Origin of the sequence: Chryseobacterium sp. 2VB (genome assembly GCF_005503635.1) — a bacterium.
Classification (GTDB): Bacteria; Bacteroidota; Bacteroidia; order Flavobacteriales; family Weeksellaceae; genus Chryseobacterium; species Chryseobacterium cupriresistens.
Map to the genome: position 1 here is coordinate 21,954 of NZ_SCNC01000034.1, position 22,357 is coordinate 44,310.

General features: G+C 35.9%; 22 protein-coding genes. 10 read left to right on the top strand and 12 right to left on the bottom strand.

From position 1 onward, the window contains the following. Positions 1–9: 9 nt before the first annotated feature. The 3 genes from pgl (at position 10) to FFS26_RS20950 (ending at position 3,346) form a co-directional block, all read left to right on the top strand. Complete coding sequence (gene pgl / locus FFS26_RS20940) at positions 10–720, top strand: 6-phosphogluconolactonase (protein WP_110011164.1); 711 nt, start codon at positions 10–12, stop codon at positions 718–720. Between the two features lie 664 nt (positions 721–1,384). Continuing rightward, complete coding sequence (locus tag FFS26_RS20945) at positions 1,385–2,014, top strand: TetR/AcrR family transcriptional regulator (RefSeq protein ID WP_137906039.1); 630 nt, start codon at positions 1,385–1,387, stop codon at positions 2,012–2,014. A gap of 693 nt (positions 2,015–2,707) precedes the next feature. Continuing rightward, entirely contained in the window at positions 2,708–3,346 is a 639-nt protein-coding gene (locus FFS26_RS20950) for a TetR/AcrR family transcriptional regulator (RefSeq protein WP_110011162.1), read from the top strand. Between the two features lie 71 nt (positions 3,347–3,417). Here the strand turns inward: FFS26_RS20950 and FFS26_RS20955 are convergent, their stop codons facing one another. The 6 genes from FFS26_RS20955 to FFS26_RS20980 all read right to left on the bottom strand — a co-directional run bounded on the left by FFS26_RS20955 (position 3,418) and on the right by FFS26_RS20980 (position 10,565). Next, positions 3,418–4,944, bottom strand: coding sequence for a peroxidase, FMP-type (locus FFS26_RS20955; protein ID WP_137906040.1), 1,527 nt, complete (start codon positions 4,942–4,944; stop codon positions 3,418–3,420). An 18-nt stretch (positions 4,945–4,962) separates the two neighbouring features. Beyond that, complete coding sequence (locus FFS26_RS20960; protein ID WP_137906041.1) at positions 4,963–6,417, bottom strand: ferritin-like domain-containing protein; 1,455 nt, start codon at positions 6,415–6,417, stop codon at positions 4,963–4,965. Positions 6,418–6,421: 4 nt separating this feature from the next. Continuing rightward, positions 6,422–8,497, bottom strand: a complete 2,076-nt coding sequence (locus FFS26_RS20965) for a GMC oxidoreductase (protein ID WP_110011159.1) — start codon at positions 8,495–8,497, stop codon at positions 6,422–6,424. Beyond that, entirely contained in the window at positions 8,494–8,940 is a 447-nt protein-coding gene (locus FFS26_RS20970; RefSeq protein ID WP_137906042.1) for a hypothetical protein, read from the bottom strand. The genes FFS26_RS20965 and FFS26_RS20970 overlap by 4 nt, the downstream gene beginning before the upstream one ends. Positions 8,941–9,381: 441 nt before the next feature. Further along, positions 9,382–9,807, bottom strand: coding sequence for a RidA family protein (locus FFS26_RS20975; RefSeq protein ID WP_110011157.1), 426 nt, complete (start codon positions 9,805–9,807; stop codon positions 9,382–9,384). A 155-nt stretch (positions 9,808–9,962) separates the two neighbouring features. Next, complete coding sequence (locus FFS26_RS20980; RefSeq protein ID WP_110011156.1) at positions 9,963–10,565, bottom strand: FMN-dependent NADH-azoreductase; 603 nt, start codon at positions 10,563–10,565, stop codon at positions 9,963–9,965. A gap of 118 nt (positions 10,566–10,683) precedes the next feature. On the opposite strand from FFS26_RS20980, the gene FFS26_RS20985 reads away from it, so the two are divergent. Next, the gene (locus FFS26_RS20985) at positions 10,684–11,040 is read left to right on the top strand and encodes a winged helix-turn-helix transcriptional regulator (RefSeq protein ID WP_110011155.1); all 357 of its coding nucleotides are present in this window, start codon (positions 10,684–10,686) and stop codon (positions 11,038–11,040) included. A 110-nt stretch (positions 11,041–11,150) separates the two neighbouring features. Beyond that, positions 11,151–11,747: a Crp/Fnr family transcriptional regulator gene (locus FFS26_RS20990; protein ID WP_110011154.1), complete on the top strand. Its 597-nt coding sequence runs from the start codon at positions 11,151–11,153 to the stop codon at positions 11,745–11,747. Between the two features lie 15 nt (positions 11,748–11,762). On the opposite strand, the gene FFS26_RS20995 is transcribed toward FFS26_RS20990, so the two are convergent. From FFS26_RS20995 to FFS26_RS21015, 5 genes are all read right to left on the bottom strand, one after another. After that, positions 11,763–12,605, bottom strand: coding sequence for a universal stress protein (locus FFS26_RS20995; RefSeq protein ID WP_137906043.1), 843 nt, complete (start codon positions 12,603–12,605; stop codon positions 11,763–11,765). Beyond that, positions 12,602–13,078: a MarR family winged helix-turn-helix transcriptional regulator gene (locus tag FFS26_RS21000; protein WP_110011152.1), complete on the bottom strand. Its 477-nt coding sequence runs from the start codon at positions 13,076–13,078 to the stop codon at positions 12,602–12,604. The genes FFS26_RS20995 and FFS26_RS21000 overlap by 4 nt, the downstream gene beginning before the upstream one ends. 164 nt (positions 13,079–13,242) lie before the next feature. Further along, positions 13,243–14,448: an MFS transporter gene (locus tag FFS26_RS21005; RefSeq protein WP_110011151.1), complete on the bottom strand. Its 1,206-nt coding sequence runs from the start codon at positions 14,446–14,448 to the stop codon at positions 13,243–13,245. 88 nt (positions 14,449–14,536) lie between these two features. Beyond that, positions 14,537–15,451, bottom strand: a complete 915-nt coding sequence (locus tag FFS26_RS21010; RefSeq protein WP_110011150.1) for a helix-turn-helix domain-containing protein — start codon at positions 15,449–15,451, stop codon at positions 14,537–14,539. A gap of 174 nt (positions 15,452–15,625) precedes the next feature. Continuing rightward, positions 15,626–16,141: a hypothetical protein gene (locus FFS26_RS21015; RefSeq protein ID WP_137906044.1), complete on the bottom strand. Its 516-nt coding sequence runs from the start codon at positions 16,139–16,141 to the stop codon at positions 15,626–15,628. Between the two features lie 466 nt (positions 16,142–16,607). Here FFS26_RS21015 and FFS26_RS21020 point away from each other — a divergent pair, with 466 nt between their 5' ends. Both FFS26_RS21020 and FFS26_RS21025 read left to right on the top strand, forming a co-directional pair. Next, on the top strand, positions 16,608–16,784 hold the full coding sequence (locus tag FFS26_RS21020) for a histone H1 (protein ID WP_002978882.1): 177 nt from the start codon (positions 16,608–16,610) through the stop codon (positions 16,782–16,784). 278 nt (positions 16,785–17,062) lie between these two features. Continuing rightward, positions 17,063–18,634, top strand: coding sequence for a M20/M25/M40 family metallo-hydrolase (locus tag FFS26_RS21025; protein WP_137906045.1), 1,572 nt, complete (start codon positions 17,063–17,065; stop codon positions 18,632–18,634). Between the two features lie 288 nt (positions 18,635–18,922). Here the strand turns inward: FFS26_RS21025 and FFS26_RS21030 are convergent, their stop codons facing one another. Then, positions 18,923–19,270, bottom strand: a complete 348-nt coding sequence (locus tag FFS26_RS21030; protein ID WP_228406557.1) for a helix-turn-helix domain-containing protein — start codon at positions 19,268–19,270, stop codon at positions 18,923–18,925. Between the two features lie 503 nt (positions 19,271–19,773). Here FFS26_RS21030 and FFS26_RS21035 point away from each other — a divergent pair. The 3 genes from FFS26_RS21035 to FFS26_RS21045 all read left to right on the top strand — a co-directional run bounded on the left by FFS26_RS21035 (position 19,774) and on the right by FFS26_RS21045 (position 22,057). Then, entirely contained in the window at positions 19,774–19,977 is a 204-nt protein-coding gene (locus FFS26_RS21035) for a hypothetical protein (protein ID WP_110011146.1), read from the top strand. A 143-nt stretch (positions 19,978–20,120) separates the two neighbouring features. Further along, on the top strand, positions 20,121–20,564 hold the full coding sequence (locus FFS26_RS21040) for a hypothetical protein (protein WP_137906046.1): 444 nt from the start codon (positions 20,121–20,123) through the stop codon (positions 20,562–20,564). Positions 20,565–20,650: 86 nt separating this feature from the next. Then, positions 20,651–22,057, top strand: coding sequence for a LuxR C-terminal-related transcriptional regulator (locus tag FFS26_RS21045; protein ID WP_171006369.1), 1,407 nt, complete (start codon positions 20,651–20,653; stop codon positions 22,055–22,057). Positions 22,058–22,357: the final 300 nt, after the last annotated feature.

A 22,357-nucleotide genomic window follows, 5' to 3' on the forward strand; every position in this document is an offset into this window, starting at 1 on the left:
ACAGAAAAAATGAATATCACAGTATTTGACGATCTGGAAAAACTGTATACAAAGGCAGCAGATGCATTTGTTGATCTTTCAAAAAAATCTATTCAGAAAAATGGCCGTTTTGTGGTGGCATTAAGTGGAGGCTCTTCCCCTAAAGCTATTTTCAAATTATTGGCAACACCGGAATATAAAGAAAAGATAGAGTGGAATAAAGTCTACTTTTTTTGGGTAGATGAAAGATGGGTTCCTTTAAACGATGATAAGAGCAACTTCCGGATGACAGATGAGGCACTTCTCAGTAAGGTTCCTGTTGACCAAAGCCATATCTTTCCTATGTATGCCGAAGGAATAACTCCTGAAGACTATGCAAAAGCTTATGAACAGCAGATAAGAACTGTTCTTGGTGATGAAGGTGTTTTTGATTTTATCCTGTTAGGAATGGGAGATGACGGCCATACAGCCTCATTATTTCCAGGCGAAGATGTTTTAAATGAAAAAGAAAAATGGGTATCTGCTTATTATCTTAAGCCTCAGGAAATGTTCAGAATTACATTGACTGCACCCATCATTAATAATGCTGAAAATATCCTGGTTATTGCATTCGGGGAATCTAAAAAGCATGCACTGAATGAAGTATTGAATGGTGAATATAATCCTTCGTTATATCCAATGCAGCTTATTGAGAAGAAGAATGGATTTCAGTTTTTTACAGATGAGAAAGCAAAAGGCTAATACAACTTCAACCTAAAAATAAGAGACTGTCCTTGGACAGTCTCTCTTCATATCAACTATTCTAATACCGGATTCCCGGTATATACAATTTTCTGTAGGTTAAACTAAAATAAGTTTTAAATGAAAAACAGCACCATTAGAGAACTCATGATGCTGCTGCATTTAATGTTTTTACCTTAGTTGCTTTTTGTTCGAAACTTTTAATTTTTCAACTCAATGAGTGTTTCTATATAAAAATGGTTATTAGTTTGAAGCAAATATACAAAATAAGACACTTGTAAGTGTCTAACATGAAAAAAAATATAAAAAAAAATTATCAACAGTCTGGTAACGTGAAAAAAACCTTTATTAAAAGGACTTGTATGAGGTCATGAAATTTAAAAAAATCAAGCCTTAACTGATCAAAAACTAAAAAAATACCCTTATTAATCAAAAACAGCATCATGTATAATGATGCTGTCGTAATGTTTTACCCCAGTAATGGAATAGTAAAATATTTATACTGAGGGAACTAACGGTGCAATCTAATCACTCTCAATCTCACAACTCTGATTGTCTGTTTATATAAAATGGTTATTAGTTAATGCAAATATATACATTTAGACACTAAAAAGTGTCTAAAATGAAAAAAAATTCATAAACTTGTACGATTGAAAAGTGTACCATGGAAAGAAAGTCAGCAGCAGGGAATATCCGGAACAAGGAACGCAGTAAAAAAAAATTTTTGGATGCAGTTGGAAAGATACTGAGAACAAAAGGATATGCTGCCTTGAAAGTGAATAGTATTGCTGCTGCAGCCGGGGTCGATAAGAAAATGATTTATTCTTATTTTGGAGGAATAGATGGTCTGATAGATGAGTATATAGAGTCACAGGATTACTGGAGTAAAATAATGATTGAGGAAATAAAACCTCAGGTGGACGATAGAGGAAAATCCTTTATGGAAAACACATTTTTCTCTCAATTTGATTATATTCACAGCAACAAAGAGGCACAAAAACTATTGCTTTGGCGGTTATCAGAATCCCGTAGATCTTTAAAAAAGTTCACCGAAACTCAGGGAAAAAACGGAGAATATATTTTTAAGCTTTTAATCGATTTCCACTTTAAAAATAATGCTGAAAATGTTCGCGCCATCATGGCAATCATGACGTCAGGATTATACTACCTGAATATGTATGCCGAAATCAATGGAAGTATTTTCTGCGGAATAGATGTAAGCACGACCAAAGGACGGGATGAAATAAAAAAAGCTGTTTCTTTCCTGCTGCATTATACCTGCAAAAACCTCTAGAACTTTTTGGAATTTGAACTTATAAAAAAACAAACCATTAGAAATCTAATGGTCTGTATGTAAGTTGTGTTTCTACCTTAGTTGTTTCGTATCCGAAATTCTCATAAAGTGAGGGAACTAAAATAATACAATCTGAATTGTCTTATTTTTCAACCTAAAAAGTGTTTTAAAATATGTAGATGGTTTTAGTTTGTACAAATATATAAAATAAGACACTGCTAAGTGTGTAAAATTATAAGATTTTTCATTATTTTATTTAATATGTTGTAAATCAGTATATTATTTTTTGATATTGATGTGAAAATTTCTCTTTATCGATGCTTTTGATTAAGCGAAGTCTATGAAATAGTTTAAAATAGCGTCTTTAATAACAAAGAAGGGTTGATCAGGGATATCTGTAGAAAATATTTATTTAATATCAAGCCATTATTTGCTATGTAAAAAACAGCATCACTGTAAAAAATGATGCTGCTGTTGTTTTTACCTCAGTCATTCTTGTTCGAAATATTTTAAACTGAGGGAACTAACGATACAATCTGAATAGTTTTTAATTCTCAATTTCAATAGTGTTTTGTATATTGAATGGTTATAGTTTCTACAAATATATACAAATAGATTATTTTAGACACTAACTAGTGTCTAAAATAAAAAAAAATTTCTTAAACTTGTATCTTGTATATTGAATGTTTAGTCATGGAAAGAAAGTCAGCATCAGGTAGTATTAGGAATAAGGAGCGCAGCAAAAAAAAGTTTTTGGATGCCGTTGGAAAAATACTGAAAACGAAGGGACATGCAGGGTTGAAGATTAATGATATCGCTGCGACTGCCGGGGTCGATAAGAAAATGATCTATACCTATTTTGGCGGAATGGATGGCCTCATGGACGAATATGTTCGTACACAGGATTTCTGGGTAAAAGTAACCAGCGAGGAAGTGGAAAAGATGAAACCGAATCTTGAAGATGGAGGCAGAGAATTTATCGAGCATATGCTGCTTTCCCAGTTTGATTACGTATACGCCAATAAAGAAGCTCAAAAATTATTGTTGTGGACTATTTCTGAGCCCCGGAAATCATTGAAAAAACTGATTGACACTCAGGAGGAAAACGGAGAATATATCTTCAAATTATTGATGGAATCACATTTCAAAGATAAAATGGATACCTACCGTTCTATCATGGCCATCATGGTGTCAGGATTGTATTATCTCAATATGTTTTCGTCTCTGAACGGAAGTATTTTCTGTGGGATAGATACCAATACTCCTGAAGGACGGGAAAAAATCAAAAAGGCGATATCTTTCATGGTACAACAAACCCACGATAATCTTTAATCTGTTATAAAGAACATAAAAAAGGGACAATAGTTTGCCCCTTTTTTATATGTTACCTATAGTATGGTAGCCTATCCTTTATGATAAGGACAGTCAGAAGCTGTACCGGTATTTACTCCGGTATTATAGAACTGCTCTTCCATTACCTTTCTCTGATCCTCAGGAATATCCTGTATCTTTCGCAGGGTATTTACCTGGATATGAGGCCAGCTGGTGGTACCTCCGTCATTCCCGAAATCAAATTCAAAAAATACAATCTGCTCATACTGCAGCTGAAGAATCTCTTTTCCATCTTCAATCACCGTTTCGATCCACATGTCCATATCTACCTCAACAGTTGGAACGAAACGGTTGACAAACGGAACATTCAAAACGCCTCCCTGTGCTCCTGTTTTCATTTTTGAAGACATTCTCACATGAACATGATTGCTGACTTTCTGGCCTCTTAACGTATCCCTGAGTCTCAGGTCAGGCCGTACAGAGTAAGGATATAAATTGTCTGCAAGAATTCTCTGGGTATAGATCTTATTGGAGCCGGGATCATTATCATCATTAAGTTTTTCATGAACCCACGCCGGTGCTGGCTGGTCAAGATCAATGATTTCTTCCGGTGTTACTCCGGCATTTCCCATGGTCCGTGAAATGGAAAGATGATTGGTTTCCCATGCCTCTTTACCGTAAGGGAACTGAGGTGAACCTTCAATTAAATAGTACGTTGTCTTATCTTTATTCTGAGGAATAATATCTCCAAGCAAAGTAATGGTGCTTCCATGTGGAATAACACCGCTTCGGGAGATAGAGTAGTCCGGGATAAAATAAGGCCCATCAAGCCCTGCTCCCGGCTTTATTTCCTGTGCCGGAATGATTTCATAATAAGGCTGTCCCGATTGCAGCTGGCTTTGAAGAATGTATTGAGGATTGGGTTCTCCATCCGGTGTAATCCTTAGCAAAGGCTCGTCTCTGTATTCGCCGGTATATCCATACTTTGCATCTTCTGTTAAAATGGCATGAATACCGCGGTCTCTTTCAATAGATTCTTTCGTTGCCGCATGGTTATAGACATCACTCAGCCATAGGTACATTCCGTTTTCTTCGTGGATAGGGGTATATTTCAGCGCATCCTGTCCCGGTATTGTATTAACACTTTTAATGCTTTGTTCGTACTTAACTGCTCCGCAGAAAAGCTCACTCGCTCCGCCACGGTTACGTACTCCGCCGGGAACGATGGAAAATGTTAATTTCTCAATATATTCTTCACTGGTAAATGCGAACTTTCCGGGTATCGTCCCCGGATTGGTTCCGGGAGAAGGCATGATGGTAGTATGTACTCCGCTTGCTAACGAAGGGTTGCTAACATCTTTATTGTAATTGACATTATAGCTTACCCATGTGCCATCCAGGGCAGCCAGAACTCCATAATCCACATTATTCTCAATAGCCTGCAGGTTGTCTTCCCTGAATGGTCTTACCGGATCATCAATAAGAAGTTTAGAATATCCGTCCATTAATTCAGCCAGATTAACTTCACTTTGTCCCGGCATTCTGCGGAACAGCTGTTCTCCTCCTGCTTCCAGGCTTTCTTTTTTTCTTTTAAGCATGATATATCGTTTTTATGGTTATAGGTCGATGTATTCGAATGTTGGCCCCGCATTGGTCTGAGCGTCCAACGGTTGTTTCATCAGATTCACAGCCTGTTCTTTCAGAGCATACATATACATAATGGATTTTTCCAGTTCTCCCTGATTTCCTTCCACAGCACTTTGTATGGCATCTAACAAACGTTTGTAGGTTTTATTGAACTCCACACCCTGGGCATATAATTCTTTGTTTTTGACGTAATCTTCCAGCTTAGGGTTAGGTTTCATAGGATAGGCCTCGTTCCAGTCTACCGGAAGATCTTTTCCTGTAGGCGGTGTGGTTACAGGCATCATTCCATTTTCATCCATGAAAGGCTCATAGTTTCCTCCCAGATAGAAATGCTCATGGAAAACTTCTTTAAACCTGAAATAATGAGCCAGTTCAACCCCTTCTTCAAACTGGGACGGATCTACATCGAAAATAGAATCATCTGCACCTTCACCTTGCCCTTTGATTTCCTGGAAAACAGCAATTACTCCGTCCAAAGCCTTTACAGAATGAAGTTTCCCGCCGCTTCCGTAATATTGCTCAGGTCGGATCTGTTTTGCCGGATTTCCTGTGAAAATTCCTCCGGTATTTAATTCCTCAAAGTTTGTCGGAAGTGTCCCATGTGCTTTATAGTAAGCAATGATTTGGAAAACAACGATATAAAAGAATAATACGTCATAATATTCACCAATGGTGTGTACATTTTCCATAATGAAACCTTTCATGTTTTCAAGAGTCCAGAGGTGTTTTTCCTGTACGGCAGCTCTTTGAGAGTATAGTTCAGAAATCTCCGCTTCATCATCATATTTCGGAGCTTTTACCACAGATGCACTCGGACTTTCAATGGCAATAAACGTGGCAATACTGTTGCTTGAGAATGTTTCCAACCCTACATAGAAATCAACGTTCATCGGTAATTTCATAGGATAAACAGGGTAGTTCTCCTTTTTGTTGACTGAAGGCTGAATATCGATGGCATTCAATACGTTACAAACCATAATCAGGTGAAGCATTTCCTCTACAGCCACACTTCTGATAATTTGTGAAGCCAGAGCATTGGTTCCGTCTTTGATCGAGTACAAAGCTGTAAGATAGGGTGGAATTGTAGAATGTTCAATAAGAATGGCTGTTTGCAGAAGGTCCTGTAAAACCGGTTTGTAATCAATTTCTGTTACCTCTTTTTTCATTTCTGAAATTCCTGAACCGAACTGAGATTCCAGATAGGCATTGAAGTCACCAATCTGATCATTCAGTAAAAGATTAGTTACTGTTTTACTGTGATGCTTTAATCCCTCTATCCAGTCTTCTTTGCTCAATGTTGAATCAAATAATAAAGAAGGTAATGAAATAGCTTCTGTAACCGCGGCACTTCTGGAAGCCATCCTGCCTGCTGTTAATAATGTTTCCTGTGGTTGAACTGTTTTATTGATAAGTCTTTGTCTCATGTTGTTATTTTTTAAGTTGAATTTCAAGGTCAGCAAGGATGGATTCTACCGAACGGATTGTGAATGCTGATAATGTTAAAGTAGGATTTGATGTTCCCAGCGTGGTCATATTTCCCGCCCCTACAACGTATAAATTCGGATGATCCCAGGTTTTGCAGTAGCTGTTGGTTACGGATTCTTCAGCTTTAGAACCCATTCTGTGAGTTCCCACGATGTGCCCTGCACCATTGTAAGAATATCTTTTCCCATTGTATACCACAGAGTTTTTGTCTTTCTCAGTATATTTTGTGGAATCCGTAATGTTTAATCTTTTAAACATTTGATCCGAAGCATCTTTTGCCTGTTCCATAGCTTTCATTTCGTACTCTGTCAGTTCATAATGAATAACAGGGCGTGGAATTCCGAGAACATCCAGATACTCATCATTAATGGTTACTCTGTTATTGGGATTCGGGAGCTGTTCAATTTCAAAATGAAATAATACCTGCTTTGAAAGTCTGTCGGTGAGCTTTTCTCTTAATTCTGCCCCAAACTTTTTATCTTTGATAAATTCTGCCACATCAGAACCCGGAGAAAATGCCGGCCAGCCCCAGCCCCAATTGTCAAGCGGAGAAATCCATGCTGAAAAGTTCTTTCTGAACTCTCCGTCACGGAAAGAAGAAATATTTGTCGTAGAACCTGGACCTCTGTACGGATATACCGGTTCAGGGAAAAGTCCCCAGGTAAGCATTACCATATGATCCATCAGGTTTCTCCCCACCTGATCACTGCTGTTGGCTGCTGTTTTTATACCATCTGGAGTTGTATATTTGGAATTCAACAGAATTTTGGGATTTTCAAAAGCATTGGCTGCCAGAATGACGATGGCATCAGACGTATCAATAGATTCTTCAACAAAATCGGTTTTTTCTTTTGAGATATATTTTCTCAGATGGACTTTTGATATTTTATGACTGTCATTCTGATCAATGCTTAGCCTGTAAACCACACTCTGCGCCTGAATCTGCATGAATGGATTACGGCTCAGGTTATCATTATCATTTATTTTATATAAAGCCTTTTTCAATGTTTTTAACGCATTGTATTTCGCCTGAACAGGACAGATCGGAACACACGAAGCATTCCCTTCACAGCGTTCTCCCATATAAGGATTCCACACGGAACCAAGAGCTTTGTATTCTTCTTTTTCAGAGCTGTCTAAAACCAGTTTATAACCGGAATCCTTTGACTCTGCTTTAATGACCTTCGTTTTTCCGTATTTTGGATTTGGAATAGAATTTCTTCCCTGTGGAGAAGGCACCATCATTAAAGGAATCTCTCCGGAACTCAGCTTTACACTTGTCCCTTTAAGTCCCTCAATAATCTTATGATCCATGTAACTCTGGGGAATTTCTTCCATTGGAAATACATAGTTTCCATAATATTCTTCCGTCTTCTCTGTAATTGGATATTCCTGTCTTGAAACATCCCCGGAAACCCCGATTTCAAACTCAGCCATCTCATAATAAGGCCTCAATTCTTCATAACTTATCGGCCAGTCGACAGGAGTTTTCTCATCAGAATCCGGTTTTGGAATCTTGATGCCATATTTTTCGGTAAGTTTAAAATCGTTGGGGAGCATTCTTGGTGTAGTTCCCAGCCAGTGAAGGGTAGTTCCACCGCCTACCCGTATCGCATCACTTGCGAATGGCATCGGCCCGAACTGAACGAGATATCCTTTTTTATCCGGATATGGCTGGACAATATGTTCCATATCCAGAACGTTGGGAGAAGGAGCCTGCTTTAAGTTCGGATAAGGAGAGTTGGGAACCTTGGCTTCCTCTCTGTAAAAAGTACGGATATATTCATTATAAGTGGTCATTGAGGATACGGAATCCAGTTCAATACCTGCTTCCAGACCTGCTTCATACATTAGGATTGATATTTCCCTGATGTTATCGGATTTTCCGGCATCTGCACGATGGACCATTTTTCCTTTGGTTGTGTCAAATACGTGGTCGGATAATAGCTTTGCGATTAATGACCCTGCGATCCCTGTTCCTACAATGATCACATCTTTTTTGTTATGGGTTGGATTCATGAGTGGGTGTTTACAGGTTTAATATTCCAAGATTTGTAGCCCGGCTGTTTGGCTCCCGGCGGGTGTGAATGCATCAGATTCCAGACAAGGCCTTCCTTGTAAGACAGGTCATTGATATACGCTCCTTCCCAGGTTCCCAGATACCACATGGTGATTACTTTTCCTGAAATGTCATTCATTCCCGGGTGGGCAATAATTTCAGATTGAATAGCCTTTTTTAATTCCTCTTCACCGGAAGAATTTTCAAGGATATTTTTAGAAATCGTAAGGAATTCTACGAAAGTGGCTGCTTCCAGGCTTTTTAAAACATAAGTGTAATAGGTTTCTGCAAGCCCTGTTGACTGCAGTTCGTTTACCGTAAACCCGGTAAGCGCTTCCGAGATAGACATGAACACGTCGAAATAATAATCGTCGACGTTGAGAATTTTGTTAATAATATTCATTTCGTAAAAAATTTGGATTCAATATCTTCAACTCCTTTTACAGGAGGCTATCAAGCTGATTGATCTACAGCTGCCGGATATTTCAGATAACACCTCTTTTTCAGAAATGATTGACTGTATTTCAAGCGATCCATAGTATCAGTTTTTGTTTATTCGAAATTAATCACATCCCGGCAGATAAGATTCAGTATTTCTACGTAATTTGAATTAACAGTGTTTTAATTTTTTGTAACAAATCCTTTATTTGAAGTGTTTATAAGAAATTCTATTTTCACATAGTTTAGAATTATTTTAAATAATGTGGTATCTGTCATTGAAAAATATCAGATAAACAGTGACGATTGCCGGTAATAGATAAAAAAATGCCTGAATTGAATATTCAGGCAGGATTTAAATTAATAAGGTCGAAGGTAAGAATTATAATACCATTATCAGATCTTTCTAGGTGGCCAGCTGTTTTACAGCAATTGCATCGATCTCAAACATCATTCCCGGCAAAGCCAGCTGGTTTACAGGAATAAGTGTACTCGTAGGCAGGAACGAAGATTTCCAGACTTTTCTGGCTTCCTCAGCCCATATTTCAAGTTTTTCCTGGTTGTGGTCAACAATAAGCAAGGTGATTTTAACTATATTTTCAAATGTCATGGAATGGCTCTGTAAAACAATCTGTAAATTTTTCAAAGCATCCTGAACCTGAGTTTTAAAGTCATCTGCCAGCACATGATTTCCCCCCACGCCACCGCTCTGTCCGGATATAAAACACATCGTTGATGGAGATTTCACAGCAATACTGTGAGAGAAGCCGTAAGGGCTGGGATCAAATAATTCAGCAGGATTGATCAGTTTAGGCTGTTTATTTTTTTCCATATCTTTTATTTAATAAAGTAAAAATGAGCGAAAAAAATTGAAAAAAACTTTACATATGTTGAGGGAAATATTTTTAATTCTTTACATACTTTCATCAATAATAAAATTCTGATGCAAAAAAAAAATACTGTTCAAAGGAACAGCATTTTTAGTCTTTACTCTACAACAATACTTTCAATCCCTTTTTGCAGGGCTGTATCCTGGATCACCGGAACAGAAAGTCCTTCTGCACGGACAACGGAAATATCCGTCATCCCCATAAATCCAAGCGTTTTTTCCAAGTAAGGAACTACAAAGTCGTAAGCCTGTCTTTCCCCTTCAGAATAGACTCCGCCACTTGAAAAGGCAAGGTATACTTTTTTATTTTTCACCAGGCCTTCAGGACCGTTTTCGCTATAGCTGAATGTTTTTCCTGCTCTGGCAATATGATCAAGCCATGATTTTAATGTAGAAGTGATACTGAAGTTGTAAAGGGGAGCTTCAATAATGATAATGTCAGCCTCATGTAATTCATCAATTACCGTGTCTGAAAGTTTTACGATTTCCTGCTGTTCAGCAGTGCGGTTTTCAGCTGGAGTAAAAAATGCATTGATATGAGCTTCTTCCAGATGAGGAAAAAGCGGATTGGTCAGATCACGCTTTTTAAAAACACTGTCAGGATACTTCGCTGCAATTTTTTCTACAACAGCATTACCCAGTTTCTTACTGATTGATGATTCGCTTCTCGGGCTTGAAATGATATGAAGTACACGTTTCATTTTTTTTATTTTTTTTAAAATTGATGTTTCAAAATTATCTATATTTACTAATAAAAAGATAGTAGTTACCAAAAGGTTAGTAATAACATTTAGGTTAGTAATCAGTAAAAATAAAAGAATGGAAGAGGAGAAAATAGTGTATTCAAGGCCGCAATGCAGTACCCATCTGGCTGCTACCGAGGATGCTTTATATGTTTTAGGTGGGCGGTGGACCATCAGGGTAATGATTGCTATTTTGGGCGGACATACCCGCTTCAATGAGTTACAGCGGACTATCAATGGAATTTCGGCAAGAGTCTTATCCAGCGAATTGAAAAAGCTGGAGGTGAATCATCTGGTGGAAAGAACTGTGATTACGGATCAGAAGCCGGTGCTGGTAGAATATGTTCCCACAGAATATAGTGAATCCCTGAAAGATGTGATTGCTGCTTTGGCAGATTGGGGGTCCAAACACAAGAAGAAAATTACAACTTAATAAGATATAAGAAAAGCAGTGTAGAAAAAGGATTACCGTTTCTGTGGTATTTAATAAGTTGCAACATTGCTTATTCTTTAAGTATTTTTACTCAAATTAATAATGGTAAGATGATCATAGATGAAGAATTATTATTTTCCCTCGGAGCCAGTCTGGAAAAGTATGAAGCAGGTGAAACTATTTTTCAGGAAGGATCTGCTGTAAAATTCTATTTTCAGATCAAATATGGTACCGTGAAACTGAATAATTTATTGGAAGACGGAAAAGAATTTGTTCATGGGCTTCCTTTTGATGGCCATTGTATTGGTGAAAGCTATTTATTTACCAATCACCATTATGCTGTGAATGCTATTGCGGTCACCAGCTGTGAAATTTTCAGGCTTTCCAAAACCAGGTTCCTTGAATTCCTGGTGGAAAATCCTTTATTAATGCTTGAAATAAATAAGTATACCGCAGACAGACTTCATTTCAGATATATGATTTCAAGCTTTCTGGCAATTTCAGATCCTATTGTAAAGCTCACGAAGCTTTTTGATCACCTTAAAAGATATTTCGGTTTTGAAGAACCCTATTCATTTCTGATTCCTTACACCAGACAGCAAATAGCAACCTTAACCGGCCTTCGGGTAGAGACGGTGATCCGCTATGTTAAGAAAATGGAAGAGCTGGCAATGGTTAAAATTGAAAATGCTAAAATTTATTATTAGCTTTCAGTTTTCTTGTTATTTTAAAATTAAAACAGGCTGAGAGGTGTTCTGATAAATTCCTTCGGAAATACTTCTGTTTGCCAGATAATACAAGAAGCTGTGCTTACCGGGTAGTGCTATAATAAGGTCTGCCTTATCTGATACAGCAAAGTTCAGGATACCTTTAATAATATTTTCATCATGAGAATAATGAATACTGCTCGGAATTTCCGTTAAATGCTCACGAATGTAATCCTCCAGTTCTCTTTTTTGCGTTTCGTCCTCTTTTTCACTGGTGTTGATATTGAGAAATGAAAGACGGACATCTTGCTTATGAATAACAGATTTGTGGTGAAACAGTCTCTCTAGCCTTTTAATACCTCTAATATCACAAGGAATAAATATATTCTTAATAGGTGAATAATGGTAGCTATTGGGAACAATTAATGTCTTCACAGGACTTGTCCTGGCAATACTTATAATATTCTCAGAAACAAAACTCTCGGTAGAAGAGGTCTGGTCATCACTTCCCAGGATAATCAGTTCCACAGAAGGCTGGTTTTTTAAAAGCTCATTAATACTTCTGGTAAGAGTCCAATCACTTAAAACGCTGGAAACTTTAACTTCAGGTGACTTTTCAGCGATGATATCCGTTAACTGATCGAATAGCAATTCTGTCCTTTGCAGCAGGTTATTGATACTTTCTTCATTGACAAATGAATGTCCTTCTGCAATATGCAGATAATCAAATTCTGATTCTCCTGCAGTTTTTAACAGGATAATATTTTTATATTCGTAGGTTTTTGCCCAGTCTGCGGCAACTCTTACTGCATTTTCGGTAGTTGATGTAAAATCAACAGGTACAAGAATTGTTCTCATATTGTATTATGTTTTAGTGCTGATTCCTCCAGGTTGGCTGTCATTTTTTTTACCAATAGCAGTGCTTTGCTGATCTCTTTCTCATCAATACCGTCAGCTGCTTTTTTATAAAGATCCAATGCCCATGGATAAACGGTTTCTACAATCTGTTTACCTTTCGGAGTTAAAAAGATCTGTTTGTTTCTCCTGTCTTTTTTATCAGCTATCCGTTCAACAAGATCCTTTTTCACAAGGCTGTTGATGAGATAGGTGATACTTGACTTGTCTTTGCTTACTTTGGTTCCAATTTCCTGCTGGTTGATGCCGTTATGTCTTGAAAGCAAACCGAGAATTTCAATCAGTTCAAAAGAAAGATCCGGATCATAAATAGTAACGATAGTCTGGATCTTCTGTCGGAGACGGCTTTTCATTTCACTCATTGCCAGACCAAGCTCCAGAGCAAGTTCTGATAGATTATTCTGTTTTACAGGCATACTTTTATATTAATGATGAAACAAGATTAGAAGCATTTTTTTCGATGGATTATGGCATGACTTATCATAACAAATATACAAAAAATTAGTTTTAATTAAAACTAATTTTGATGAAATAGTAGACAGCGAAAAATTATACCGAAAGTATAAAATAAAAGCAGAGACTAATTCTCTGCTTTTTCTTTTTTAACGGCTTGATGCATAATAAGAATGATCCCCAAAAGGAAACATGCAATGATCAGATAGCGCCAGGAAAGACCTTTTTGATCCGTTACTGTCCCGCTTACAGAGATGATGAAACTTGTTACAGAAGTGATTACATACACCAGTCCACCCATCAGTCCGCCGGCAGTACCTGCATTTTTCGGAAAGTAAAGCATACTTGTAGTAAAAAAGGAGGTGAATAAAATTCCGGAACAGATATGAATAAAAAAAGCAAAAGAAATCATAATGAACAGGCTTTCTGCGAAATAACTGGTGATGATCAGGCCTGCGATAAGGATCAGCTGAAGTAAGATAGGCTGCAATATTCTTGGTTTAAAATCCAGAGTCAGTCTGCGTTTTCCTATAAAACCTCCGATCATCCAGGAAAATCCTAAGATTAATGTACAATATCCAATCACTACCGGCGTAAAATGAAAAGTATTTTCAATAATAAATGGTCCTGTAATATTAAATAACATCACGATAGAATAGCTTAAACCTAAAATGAAAATCCCCAACATGAAAATCCTGTTTTTAAGCATCATCTTATAAAGGCTGATGTTCTCTGAAAGATCCAGTTTCTTTTTCTGAGGAAGGCTCTCCCCGCTAAAAAACCACTCAAAAAGGAACAGAAATCCGGCATATGCTGCCAGAAAATAAAAATTAGCATGCCAGTTAAAGATTTTCTCAAGATATCCTCCAAGAAAAGGGGCCAGAATAGGACCGCAGGACCATACAATAGTAAAGTAGCTCAGATAATGTTTAACCTTTTCCGCATCATAAATATCTACAAAAATAGCACGCGTAGCCACAACAAGTACTGAAACTGCAGCTCCCTGAAGAATACGAAGCAGACAGATTAGTAGAATACTGTTGGTCATCGTAATTAAAATACTGGTCAGTATCAATAGGAATAAGGCTATCAATTTGGGACGATAACGCCCGATACTGTCCAGAATTCCTCCTACAAATAATTGGGAAATCCCGTAGCTCAACAGATATGATGTCAGGGTAATCTGAATATCTTTTTCCGAAACCATCATTTCTTTGGCCATAGAAGGGAACGATGGTAAATAAATATCCGTGACAAACCCGGAAAGCGGGATAGACACGAAAGCCATAATGGTAATTAATCTGATTCGTTGTTCAGATGCTTCTCTCAACATATTCATTCATTTTTTACATTGCAAAAATAAGTCAAGAAATACAAAACCGGATTTTAAAAGACAAAGTAAAAATTACAAAAATCAAATATTATGACAGATTCTTAAATTTTAAGGGTGAAGTCTGCGCATGCTTTTTAAAGAAATTATTAAAATGAGCAGGCTGATCAAATCCTAAAGTGTAACCGATCTGTGCAATATCCCAATTCGTATACTTCAGCAGGTTTTTAGACTCTTCAAACATCTTTTCTTTAATGATCTGTGTGGTCGTAAGGTTGGTTACAGATTTAACGGAAGAATTCAGATGATTGACATGTACATTCAGGTGCGCAGCAAAATCGGAAGGCGTTTTTAAGGCCAGCGGATAAGCAGGAGAGTCCAGCGGAAACTGTTTGTTGAGAAGTTCATCAAATAGTTTATACAGACGTACATTTGCGGGAAGTTCATTAGGATTGATATCTTCCACACGGTTTTCCAGCGCCAGGTGCATTACAGAAGCAAGATTGCTTTTGATACTGCTGCAGCGGAAAGGATAGGAAGAATTATTCATTCTGTAAATCTGATCAAAATATAGCATTGTCAGCTGGGCCTGTTCTTCTGTCAGAAAAACAACCGGCTTACTCCATTCCTTGAACATTGAAGTTTTTTTAAACAGATTGAATTCAGAATTCCCATTAAAAAATTCCTGATTAAATAAACAAAAATATCCTTCCTGTACATCGCTTTCACACTCCCATGAATACGGAATGCTTGGAGAAGGAAAAAATAGGGCAGGACCATCTATATACAGCTGATGAGTACCATAATGAATGGTGCCCTTTCCAATAATAAAGCTTATTTTATAATAATCACGACGGTTGTAAGGGCTTTTAAAACTACAGTATTTCCGCATAGAAATATTGAAGTGAGATTTTCCCATTTCAAAATCCTCAGAATCAAACATTTTGATCTGATTTTTACGGATACGTCTGTAATAATCCTCTATCGTTTCCAGCTGATCACTCATAGGTAAAAATTATAAAAATCAAAGATAAGTAAACTGTTGTCTACTTAAGGTCATTTTAAATGAGATAATAGAAATTAAAATAATAGTCTTCCTCAATAGTTGTGGAATTAAAAAAATGATTGTTTACTATTATATAGGCAAATATCTATGGAATCTATGGTTAAAGCAGCTGGATTAACCTTTATTAATCTCCAGCTCCAAAATATGAGAAGGCAGTTGAAAAGGTCCGGCTTTTGAACTGCTCACAGCGATAAAACCGGATTCTTTTAAAAAGTCTGCAAGCGGATCATGATCCAGGATATTGATCCATATAATATCCGTAAAGCTTACTGCTGACCTGCATTTTTTCCAGAGAGACTGTCTTGTTTCAGGAAGATCAAACTCTGAAAGAATTACAAAACTGATTTCTGTAGCTCTTTTTCCGCCAGGAATTCCCGGATGTACCGAACCGCTTTTTATAATGCTGAATCCGATGGGTTTCTGATCTGAATACATCATGATCAGTTGGTTAGAAAGATCGTTCAGGTCATTGATCATCTTTCTCGGGTCTATTTCGTTGTGAATATATTTTTTGATTTCTTCTTCAGTTACAAATTCTTTGTGCAACGCATAAACGGTAGAATCAATGATGGCTATAAGATCAGAAATTCCCTCTTCAGAACCTACTGTAAATTTTGAAATGATATCCATGGGATTTTTTTTATTCAAAATTATAAGATTAATCCATTCAAAAAGGATACAGTTCGTTAAAATATCATCGGTACAGACATTATTTGTTTAAAATTGTCTTATATCATTAAAATTTTAGTATAAAAATACTGGTAGAAATACAAAATATCTGCATTTTTAAAACAACGTAATCAAATACATATGAATTGAGGAGAATGAATGATTTACAGATAAAATTTTTAAGAAGATTTTTCTGTATGTTTTTTCGGTTCTTGTTGATTTTAAATAGTTTATTTAAATATTCACTGATGCGCTATGTGACACCGAATAACATGGTTTATTTTCTACAATAATTTGATTTTATTTTAAAAATTAAATTGAATTTAAGAAAGACTCAGAAAAAATGAGTAAATCCACTATTTTTTTTCAACACAATTAGGCTGGAATCGCCATAAAACCTATATTTGCAGCCTAAATTTTTAAATAAATGAAAGAACTAATTGAAAAAATCAACGCAGAATTTGAAGCGTTCACAACTGAGGCAAACCAACAAGCGGAAAAAGGAAACAAAGCAGCTGGTACAAGAGCTCGTAAAGCAGCTTTAGAACTAAGCAAATTGTTCAAAGAATTCAGAAAAGTTTCTGTAGAAGAAGCTAAGAAATAATTCACCTTTAGCCGGCTTTTGAAGCCGGTTTTTTTATATACTGATTTCAATGGTATTTTCTTTGAAATAGGTTATTCTTACAGAAAGTGAATTGCCACTTCTAAAAATCATAAAGGCTGTCGGATTGAAGACCTTTTTTGTAGATTATAGTTATTGATGAATTTTTATTGTTGTTTTTGAATAAAATATTGATAAAAATAATTGAAAAGCCTTTTTTTAGGCTTAATTTTTCACCATCTCCCTGATTTCTTTTATCTTTAAACCAATCAATATATATTATGAGGATAAATAGATTTTTTGCAGTGCCTGCAGTAATGCTGGCTGCCCAGTTTTCATGGGCTCAGATAAAGGTTGATCCAAAAGAAAGACTAGACCCTATCGTAAAAAGTTTTGTAGATGAAGTCAATAATAATTCCCAGCTTGAAAACCTGGCATCTGAACTGTTGGATGGCATCGGGCCTCGTCTTGTGGGAACTCCCGAAATGCTGGCAGCAAATGAATGGAGTGTCAATAAACTTCGCTCCTGGGGAGTAGATGCCAATCTTCAGCAATTCGGAACATGGAAAGGATGGCAAAGAGGAACAACTCATGTTGATATGACCTATCCACGCATAAAATCTCTTTCCGCAACTCAGCTGGCGTGGAGTCCGGCTACAAAAAAAGCCATTGAAGCGGAAGTGATCATTCTTCCGAAAGTGTCTTCTAAAGCTGAATTTGATCAATGGCTTCCTTCAGTGAAAGGAAAAATTGTGCTGATGGCACAATACCAGAAAATAGGACGCTCTGATGAACAGATCAAAGAATTTGCAACCCCCGAATTGTATGAAAAACTTAAAGCGGAAAAAGATCAGGCTGCCAAAGATTTTGCAGCTTATATAAAGAATATCGGCTATGATAATAACAGCCTTCCGGAAGCATTGGAAAAAGCAGGAGCGGCAGGTATTGCCATTTCAAACTGGACAGGTATTATGGGGGCTAACAGAATATTCGGCGCAAAAACTACCAAAATTCCTATGGTCGATATCGATTTGGAAGACTATGGTATGCTTTACAGAATGGCAGAAAAAGGAACTCGGCCTAAAATTAAAATTGATGCCCAGTCAAAAATACTTCCGGAAGCCAAAAGCTTTAATACGATCGGAATGATCAAAGGCAAAGAAAAACCTGATGAATACGTGATTCTTTCTGCTCACCTTGACTCATGGGACGGAGCACAGGGAGCTACAGATAATGGTACCGGTACAATTACCATGCTGGAAGCCATGAGAATTCTGAAAAAATATTATCCTGATAACAAGAGAACTATTATCATCGGACTTTGGGGCAGTGAAGAGCAGGGATTAAACGGTTCAAGAGGTTTTGTTGCTGATAATCCTCAGATAATTAAAGGGGTACAGGCAGCCTTTAATCAGGATAACGGAACGGGACGAGTGGTTAATATCAGTGGACAAGGATTTGTAAAAGCTTATGATTATGTAGGAAGATGGCTTGATGGAGTTCCAAAAGCCGTAAGAAGCCACATCAAGACAGATTTTCCAGGAATGCCTGGTGGCGGAGGTTCCGATCATGCTTCTTTCGTGGCAGCAGGAGTGCCCGGAATTTCTTTAGGTTCTCTGAACTGGGGGTATTTCGGATATACATGGCATACTACGAAAGATACCTATGACAAGATCGTTTTTGATGAGGTGAAAAATAATGTAATTTTAACAGCGGCATTGGCTTATATGGCTTCCGAGGATCCTGAATTCAGTAACAGAGAAAAAAGAGTAATGCCTCAGGATGAAAAGGGAGAGGCGGTAAAATGGCCGGAAGTAAAAGAACCCCGAAGAAGTTCTAAAGATTATAAGTAGTTCTTTATCTGAAAAACAATAAAGAAGACTAATTTTAAATCTCAGAATATTATACCATATTCTGGTATGTTCTTTTTGCCGTTATTGCTTAAAACATGTATTTGTAGTTATATATGTTTTAGTCAATAACGGTATTTGTTATTATGAATTTTCCCAAAAAAGGAATATCTCTTACTGTATAACCGGAACGTGGTAAGATTCTGTTATTTTTATCCGGATTACATCCTTTAAACAAGGCGGTAAAAGCACAGTAGGAGGGTATATAAATTTATTGAGGTTGTGAATTGATTAAATATTGAATAAATTTTTCCATTTTGCAACGGTATTACGACTCAACTTAAAATGCAGGGCCAGCTGCGTATTATTAAGATAATTCTTTTTTTGATATTCAAGGATTTTGTGTATCGTTTCTTCATTGTAGGAACGATGAGACTGATTTGCCTTGATGTCCTGGTTATAATTAAATATTATTCTGTTAATTTCTATTACATCAAACGCTGACAGATTTTTCTTCGATAAAATTTTTGCACACTCGTCCTTTTTCTCAGGATATTTCAGGTCGACAAGATCAAGGTAAATCTTTTTATAATCAGGCGTCATTGAGTGAGATTGTTTGTGATGATCCATTGGTAACATAATAATATAAATTTTCAATTTTATAGCTCTTTTTTGAGTGAACTGTATTTAATAAAAAAGAATACTAGAGTTCATAAATTAATTAAAGAGAGTGTCTCAACCAATTAAAAGAATGCTTTTAATATTTAAAATAATAAAGTAAAATTGTTTTTGAACTTTACAATAGTTTATTTCTTTAATGTCAGTTACAACTCTAGTACCTGGTCTTTATATCAACTAAAGGATTTGTGAGTTAATAGAAAGTATATAGTTTGTGTTTTTGTGCAAAAATATAGGTCTTGTTCTATATGCTGCAATATTTTGTATACATCATCTATACAGCTTTTTCTGAATGTCAAAAAATCCGAAAATTGCTTACAGATAACGATTGGTTGTCTCTTACTATAAATCGGGAGTATTTGCTTGAAATAATGCACGTTTCGTCGTGCTGTATCTGTGATGTATGTGCCATTTAATGCATCCTAACGCTTATTTTATACTTTTACGGTGAAACAAAAAACATTATGAAGAAAAAAATTGTATTAACCTTGCTCGTATTATTGTTGCTGGATTTGTATTCCCAGAGCGGAATTGATACTCCGAATTCTAAAATTACTCTGGATGTAGCAGGAAATTCAACGCAGCCAGCTATACAGGATGGTATCATTGCATCAGGAATTACCGAAGATCAGCTAAAAAATTATCCTTCCTTACAAGTTATAAAATAATACAATTGTAGAAACAGGACGTGTTCTTACCAGATCATCTTAATATCCTTTAAAGCTAATTAAGGTAATCCCCGAGCCCGGCTCTGTTTACTATATATGTTAAGTAATTACAATAGCTTTTAACACACAATAAATTGAAAAAAATGAAAAATTTCATCATGACTTTAATAAGTACTCTCATAGTTTTTTCGTGTACTGTAAATGTTTCTCAAAAAGATATTCCCTATACATCAGCAAAGAAATACTTTGTTAAAAATACCTCCCATCAAAAAGATTTAACTGAAAAAATAATTACTTCACAGGAAGAATTTGATCAGATTTTTGGGGCTGCAACAACAATGGGCATGAGCGGGAAGCCAACACCTATTGATTTCTCAAAAGAAAATGTACTCGCTCTTATTTACCCTAAAACCAATTTGGAAGTGGAAATTATCCCTGTCAGCCTTCAGGAAAAAGGTCAGGATATAGTATATTCTTATAAAGTGATCAAAGGAGGTCAGCGAAGTTTCATGACAATCCCAAATACAATTATTATCATTCAAAAACCTGATTCAAAAAAAATAATTTTTCAGAAAGTACAGAAATAAGCAGAATTATTTGCTAGTATCAAAGGAACAGCAATTGAATATACAATATGATCAGTGTGAGCATAAAAAGAATATTTCAATTTTTAATGATGGTGTTTGCCCATTTGTCTATTTTTACTGTCTTATATTCTCAAAATTATACTCAGGACCAAATAGACAACGCATTAATAATTAAATCCGAGAAATTAAGAATAAGAGGTGAAAAAAAAGAATTAATTTCTTTCAATGAAAAATATATTATTATTTCCCAAAATCAGAATTATCTGAAAGGAGAGATTTTAGGTTATATCAATATTGCTAATATCTATGCAACCATAGGTGACTATAAAGAGTCTTTTTATTATCTGCGGAAAGCTGAAAGAAAAATCAAAAAAATCAATGATGCTTATTTATCTGCCAGGCTATATCACGAATATGGACAGACTAATTATGTTATTGGGTTGTACACAAATGCATTGAAATATAATTCACGGTCTATTTACTATGGTAAGCTGATTTCAAATCGTAATGAAAGGGAATTGTTATCAGGCATTTATGCAAGCAGGGCAGATTTCTTACATGATATCCACCAGCATGATTCTTCGCTGGTTTATTTGCACAAAGCATTAAATATAAAATCTACTCCGGTAATTAATTCGCTGATAGCAAATCATTATATGGTTTATAGAGAGAATCCGGATTCATCTTCGTATTATTTGAATAATGCATTGAAACTACTGCAGAAAACGGATTACTGGAATGTCCAGAGAGGGCAGACTTACTACTTTTATGGTAATTTTCTTAATAAAAAAAAAGAGTACGAAAAAGCGTTGATGTACTATACAAAATCTGTTGCCATTTTAGAAAGAACCAAAAGAGTTTATAATATTCCTCTGCTATACAAAACAATAGCCGGTACTTATCGGATTTTAAATGACCAGAAGGGAGAAAAAGAATACCTTGAAAAGTATACAAGGCTAAATGACAGTTTAAGCAGGGTTTGTAACGAAAGTATCAATATTTCTGTTGATGACCTGATAAAGGAAAAAGAATCTGCAGATATTTCAAAGAAGAATGTATTTTTTGTTTATAAAAGTGTAGTTTTCTGTCTTATTGTTATTTTACTTTTAGCCTTTATCCACTGTCAACAGAATAGAGATATTATAAAACAAAAGGAATTTGAAACAGATGTCTTAAAGGAAAAACTTAATAATTCCTACGATTATATTATCGAGCTGGCCAAAAAAAATGACCCTAATTTTCTCAACAAATTTCAGGAAGCATATCCGGAATTTATTAAAAATTTACTTGAAATAAATTCTAATTTGTCAAAATCTGATTTAGCTTTTTGCGCAATGATATGGGCGGGATTTACATCAAAAGAAATCGCACAGTATACTTTTGTGGAACATCGGTCTGTCCAGAATAAAAAGCATAGACTCAGGAAAAAATTAGATATTTCTTCAGATGTTGATCTTTACTTTTTCTTTAAAAATCTTTCTGATGACAGCTGAGAATAGTAAATTGGGATAGATATATAGTTTTCTTAAAGATATAGAAGTGTTGATTTTTAGAGTTTTATATATGTTGTTGGATGTTGTATCTATGATGTAAGTGGTCGTATATGATAAAAGGAATGTTGTGTTATAGCTTTGTATCAAATTTAAAATACAATATTTAATATGAAAAAGAAAGTTGTACTTATTTGTGCTATAACAATACATTCGCTACAAAATGAAGTAAGCTTTTATATGATACAGAAAATTGAAAAGGGAGACTAATGCGGTTTCCTTTTTTGCATATCTAAAAGCCCA

Coding starts and splice junctions, on each gene's coding strand:
- FFS26_RS21030 (WP_228406557.1), bottom strand. CDS start 19,270: ATGTTACCAATGGATCATCACAAACAATCTCACTCAATGACGCCTGAT.
- FFS26_RS21045 (WP_171006369.1), top strand. CDS start 20,651: ATGATGGTGTTTGCCCATTTGTCTATTTTTACTGTCTTATATTCTCAA.
- FFS26_RS21015 (WP_137906044.1), bottom strand. CDS start 16,141: ATGGATATCATTTCAAAATTTACAGTAGGTTCTGAAGAGGGAATTTCT.
- FFS26_RS20955 (WP_137906040.1), bottom strand. CDS start 4,944: ATGCTTAAAAGAAAAAAAGAAAGCCTGGAAGCAGGAGGAGAACAGCTG.
- FFS26_RS20990 (WP_110011154.1), top strand. CDS start 11,151: ATGATCATAGATGAAGAATTATTATTTTCCCTCGGAGCCAGTCTGGAA.
- FFS26_RS21000 (WP_110011152.1), bottom strand. CDS start 13,078: ATGCCTGTAAAACAGAATAATCTATCAGAACTTGCTCTGGAGCTTGGT.
- FFS26_RS21035 (WP_110011146.1), top strand. CDS start 19,774: ATGAAGAAAAAAATTGTATTAACCTTGCTCGTATTATTGTTGCTGGAT.
- FFS26_RS21025 (WP_137906045.1), top strand. CDS start 17,063: ATGAGGATAAATAGATTTTTTGCAGTGCCTGCAGTAATGCTGGCTGCC.
- FFS26_RS20995 (WP_137906043.1), bottom strand. CDS start 12,605: ATGAGAACAATTCTTGTACCTGTTGATTTTACATCAACTACCGAAAAT.
- FFS26_RS21040 (WP_137906046.1), top strand. CDS start 20,121: ATGAAAAATTTCATCATGACTTTAATAAGTACTCTCATAGTTTTTTCG.
- FFS26_RS21020 (WP_002978882.1), top strand. CDS start 16,608: ATGAAAGAACTAATTGAAAAAATCAACGCAGAATTTGAAGCGTTCACA.
- FFS26_RS20975 (WP_110011157.1), bottom strand. CDS start 9,807: ATGGAAAAAAATAAACAGCCTAAACTGATCAATCCTGCTGAATTATTT.
- FFS26_RS20950 (WP_110011162.1), top strand. CDS start 2,708: ATGGAAAGAAAGTCAGCATCAGGTAGTATTAGGAATAAGGAGCGCAGC.
- FFS26_RS20985 (WP_110011155.1), top strand. CDS start 10,684: ATGGAAGAGGAGAAAATAGTGTATTCAAGGCCGCAATGCAGTACCCAT.
- FFS26_RS21005 (WP_110011151.1), bottom strand. CDS start 14,448: ATGTTGAGAGAAGCATCTGAACAACGAATCAGATTAATTACCATTATG.
- pgl (WP_110011164.1), top strand. CDS start 10: ATGAATATCACAGTATTTGACGATCTGGAAAAACTGTATACAAAGGCA.
- FFS26_RS20945 (WP_137906039.1), top strand. CDS start 1,385: ATGGAAAGAAAGTCAGCAGCAGGGAATATCCGGAACAAGGAACGCAGT.
- FFS26_RS21010 (WP_110011150.1), bottom strand. CDS start 15,451: ATGAGTGATCAGCTGGAAACGATAGAGGATTATTACAGACGTATCCGT.
- FFS26_RS20980 (WP_110011156.1), bottom strand. CDS start 10,565: ATGAAACGTGTACTTCATATCATTTCAAGCCCGAGAAGCGAATCATCA.
- FFS26_RS20965 (WP_110011159.1), bottom strand. CDS start 8,497: ATGAATCCAACCCATAACAAAAAAGATGTGATCATTGTAGGAACAGGG.
- FFS26_RS20960 (WP_137906041.1), bottom strand. CDS start 6,417: ATGAGACAAAGACTTATCAATAAAACAGTTCAACCACAGGAAACATTA.
- FFS26_RS20970 (WP_137906042.1), bottom strand. CDS start 8,940: ATGAATATTATTAACAAAATTCTCAACGTCGACGATTATTATTTCGAC.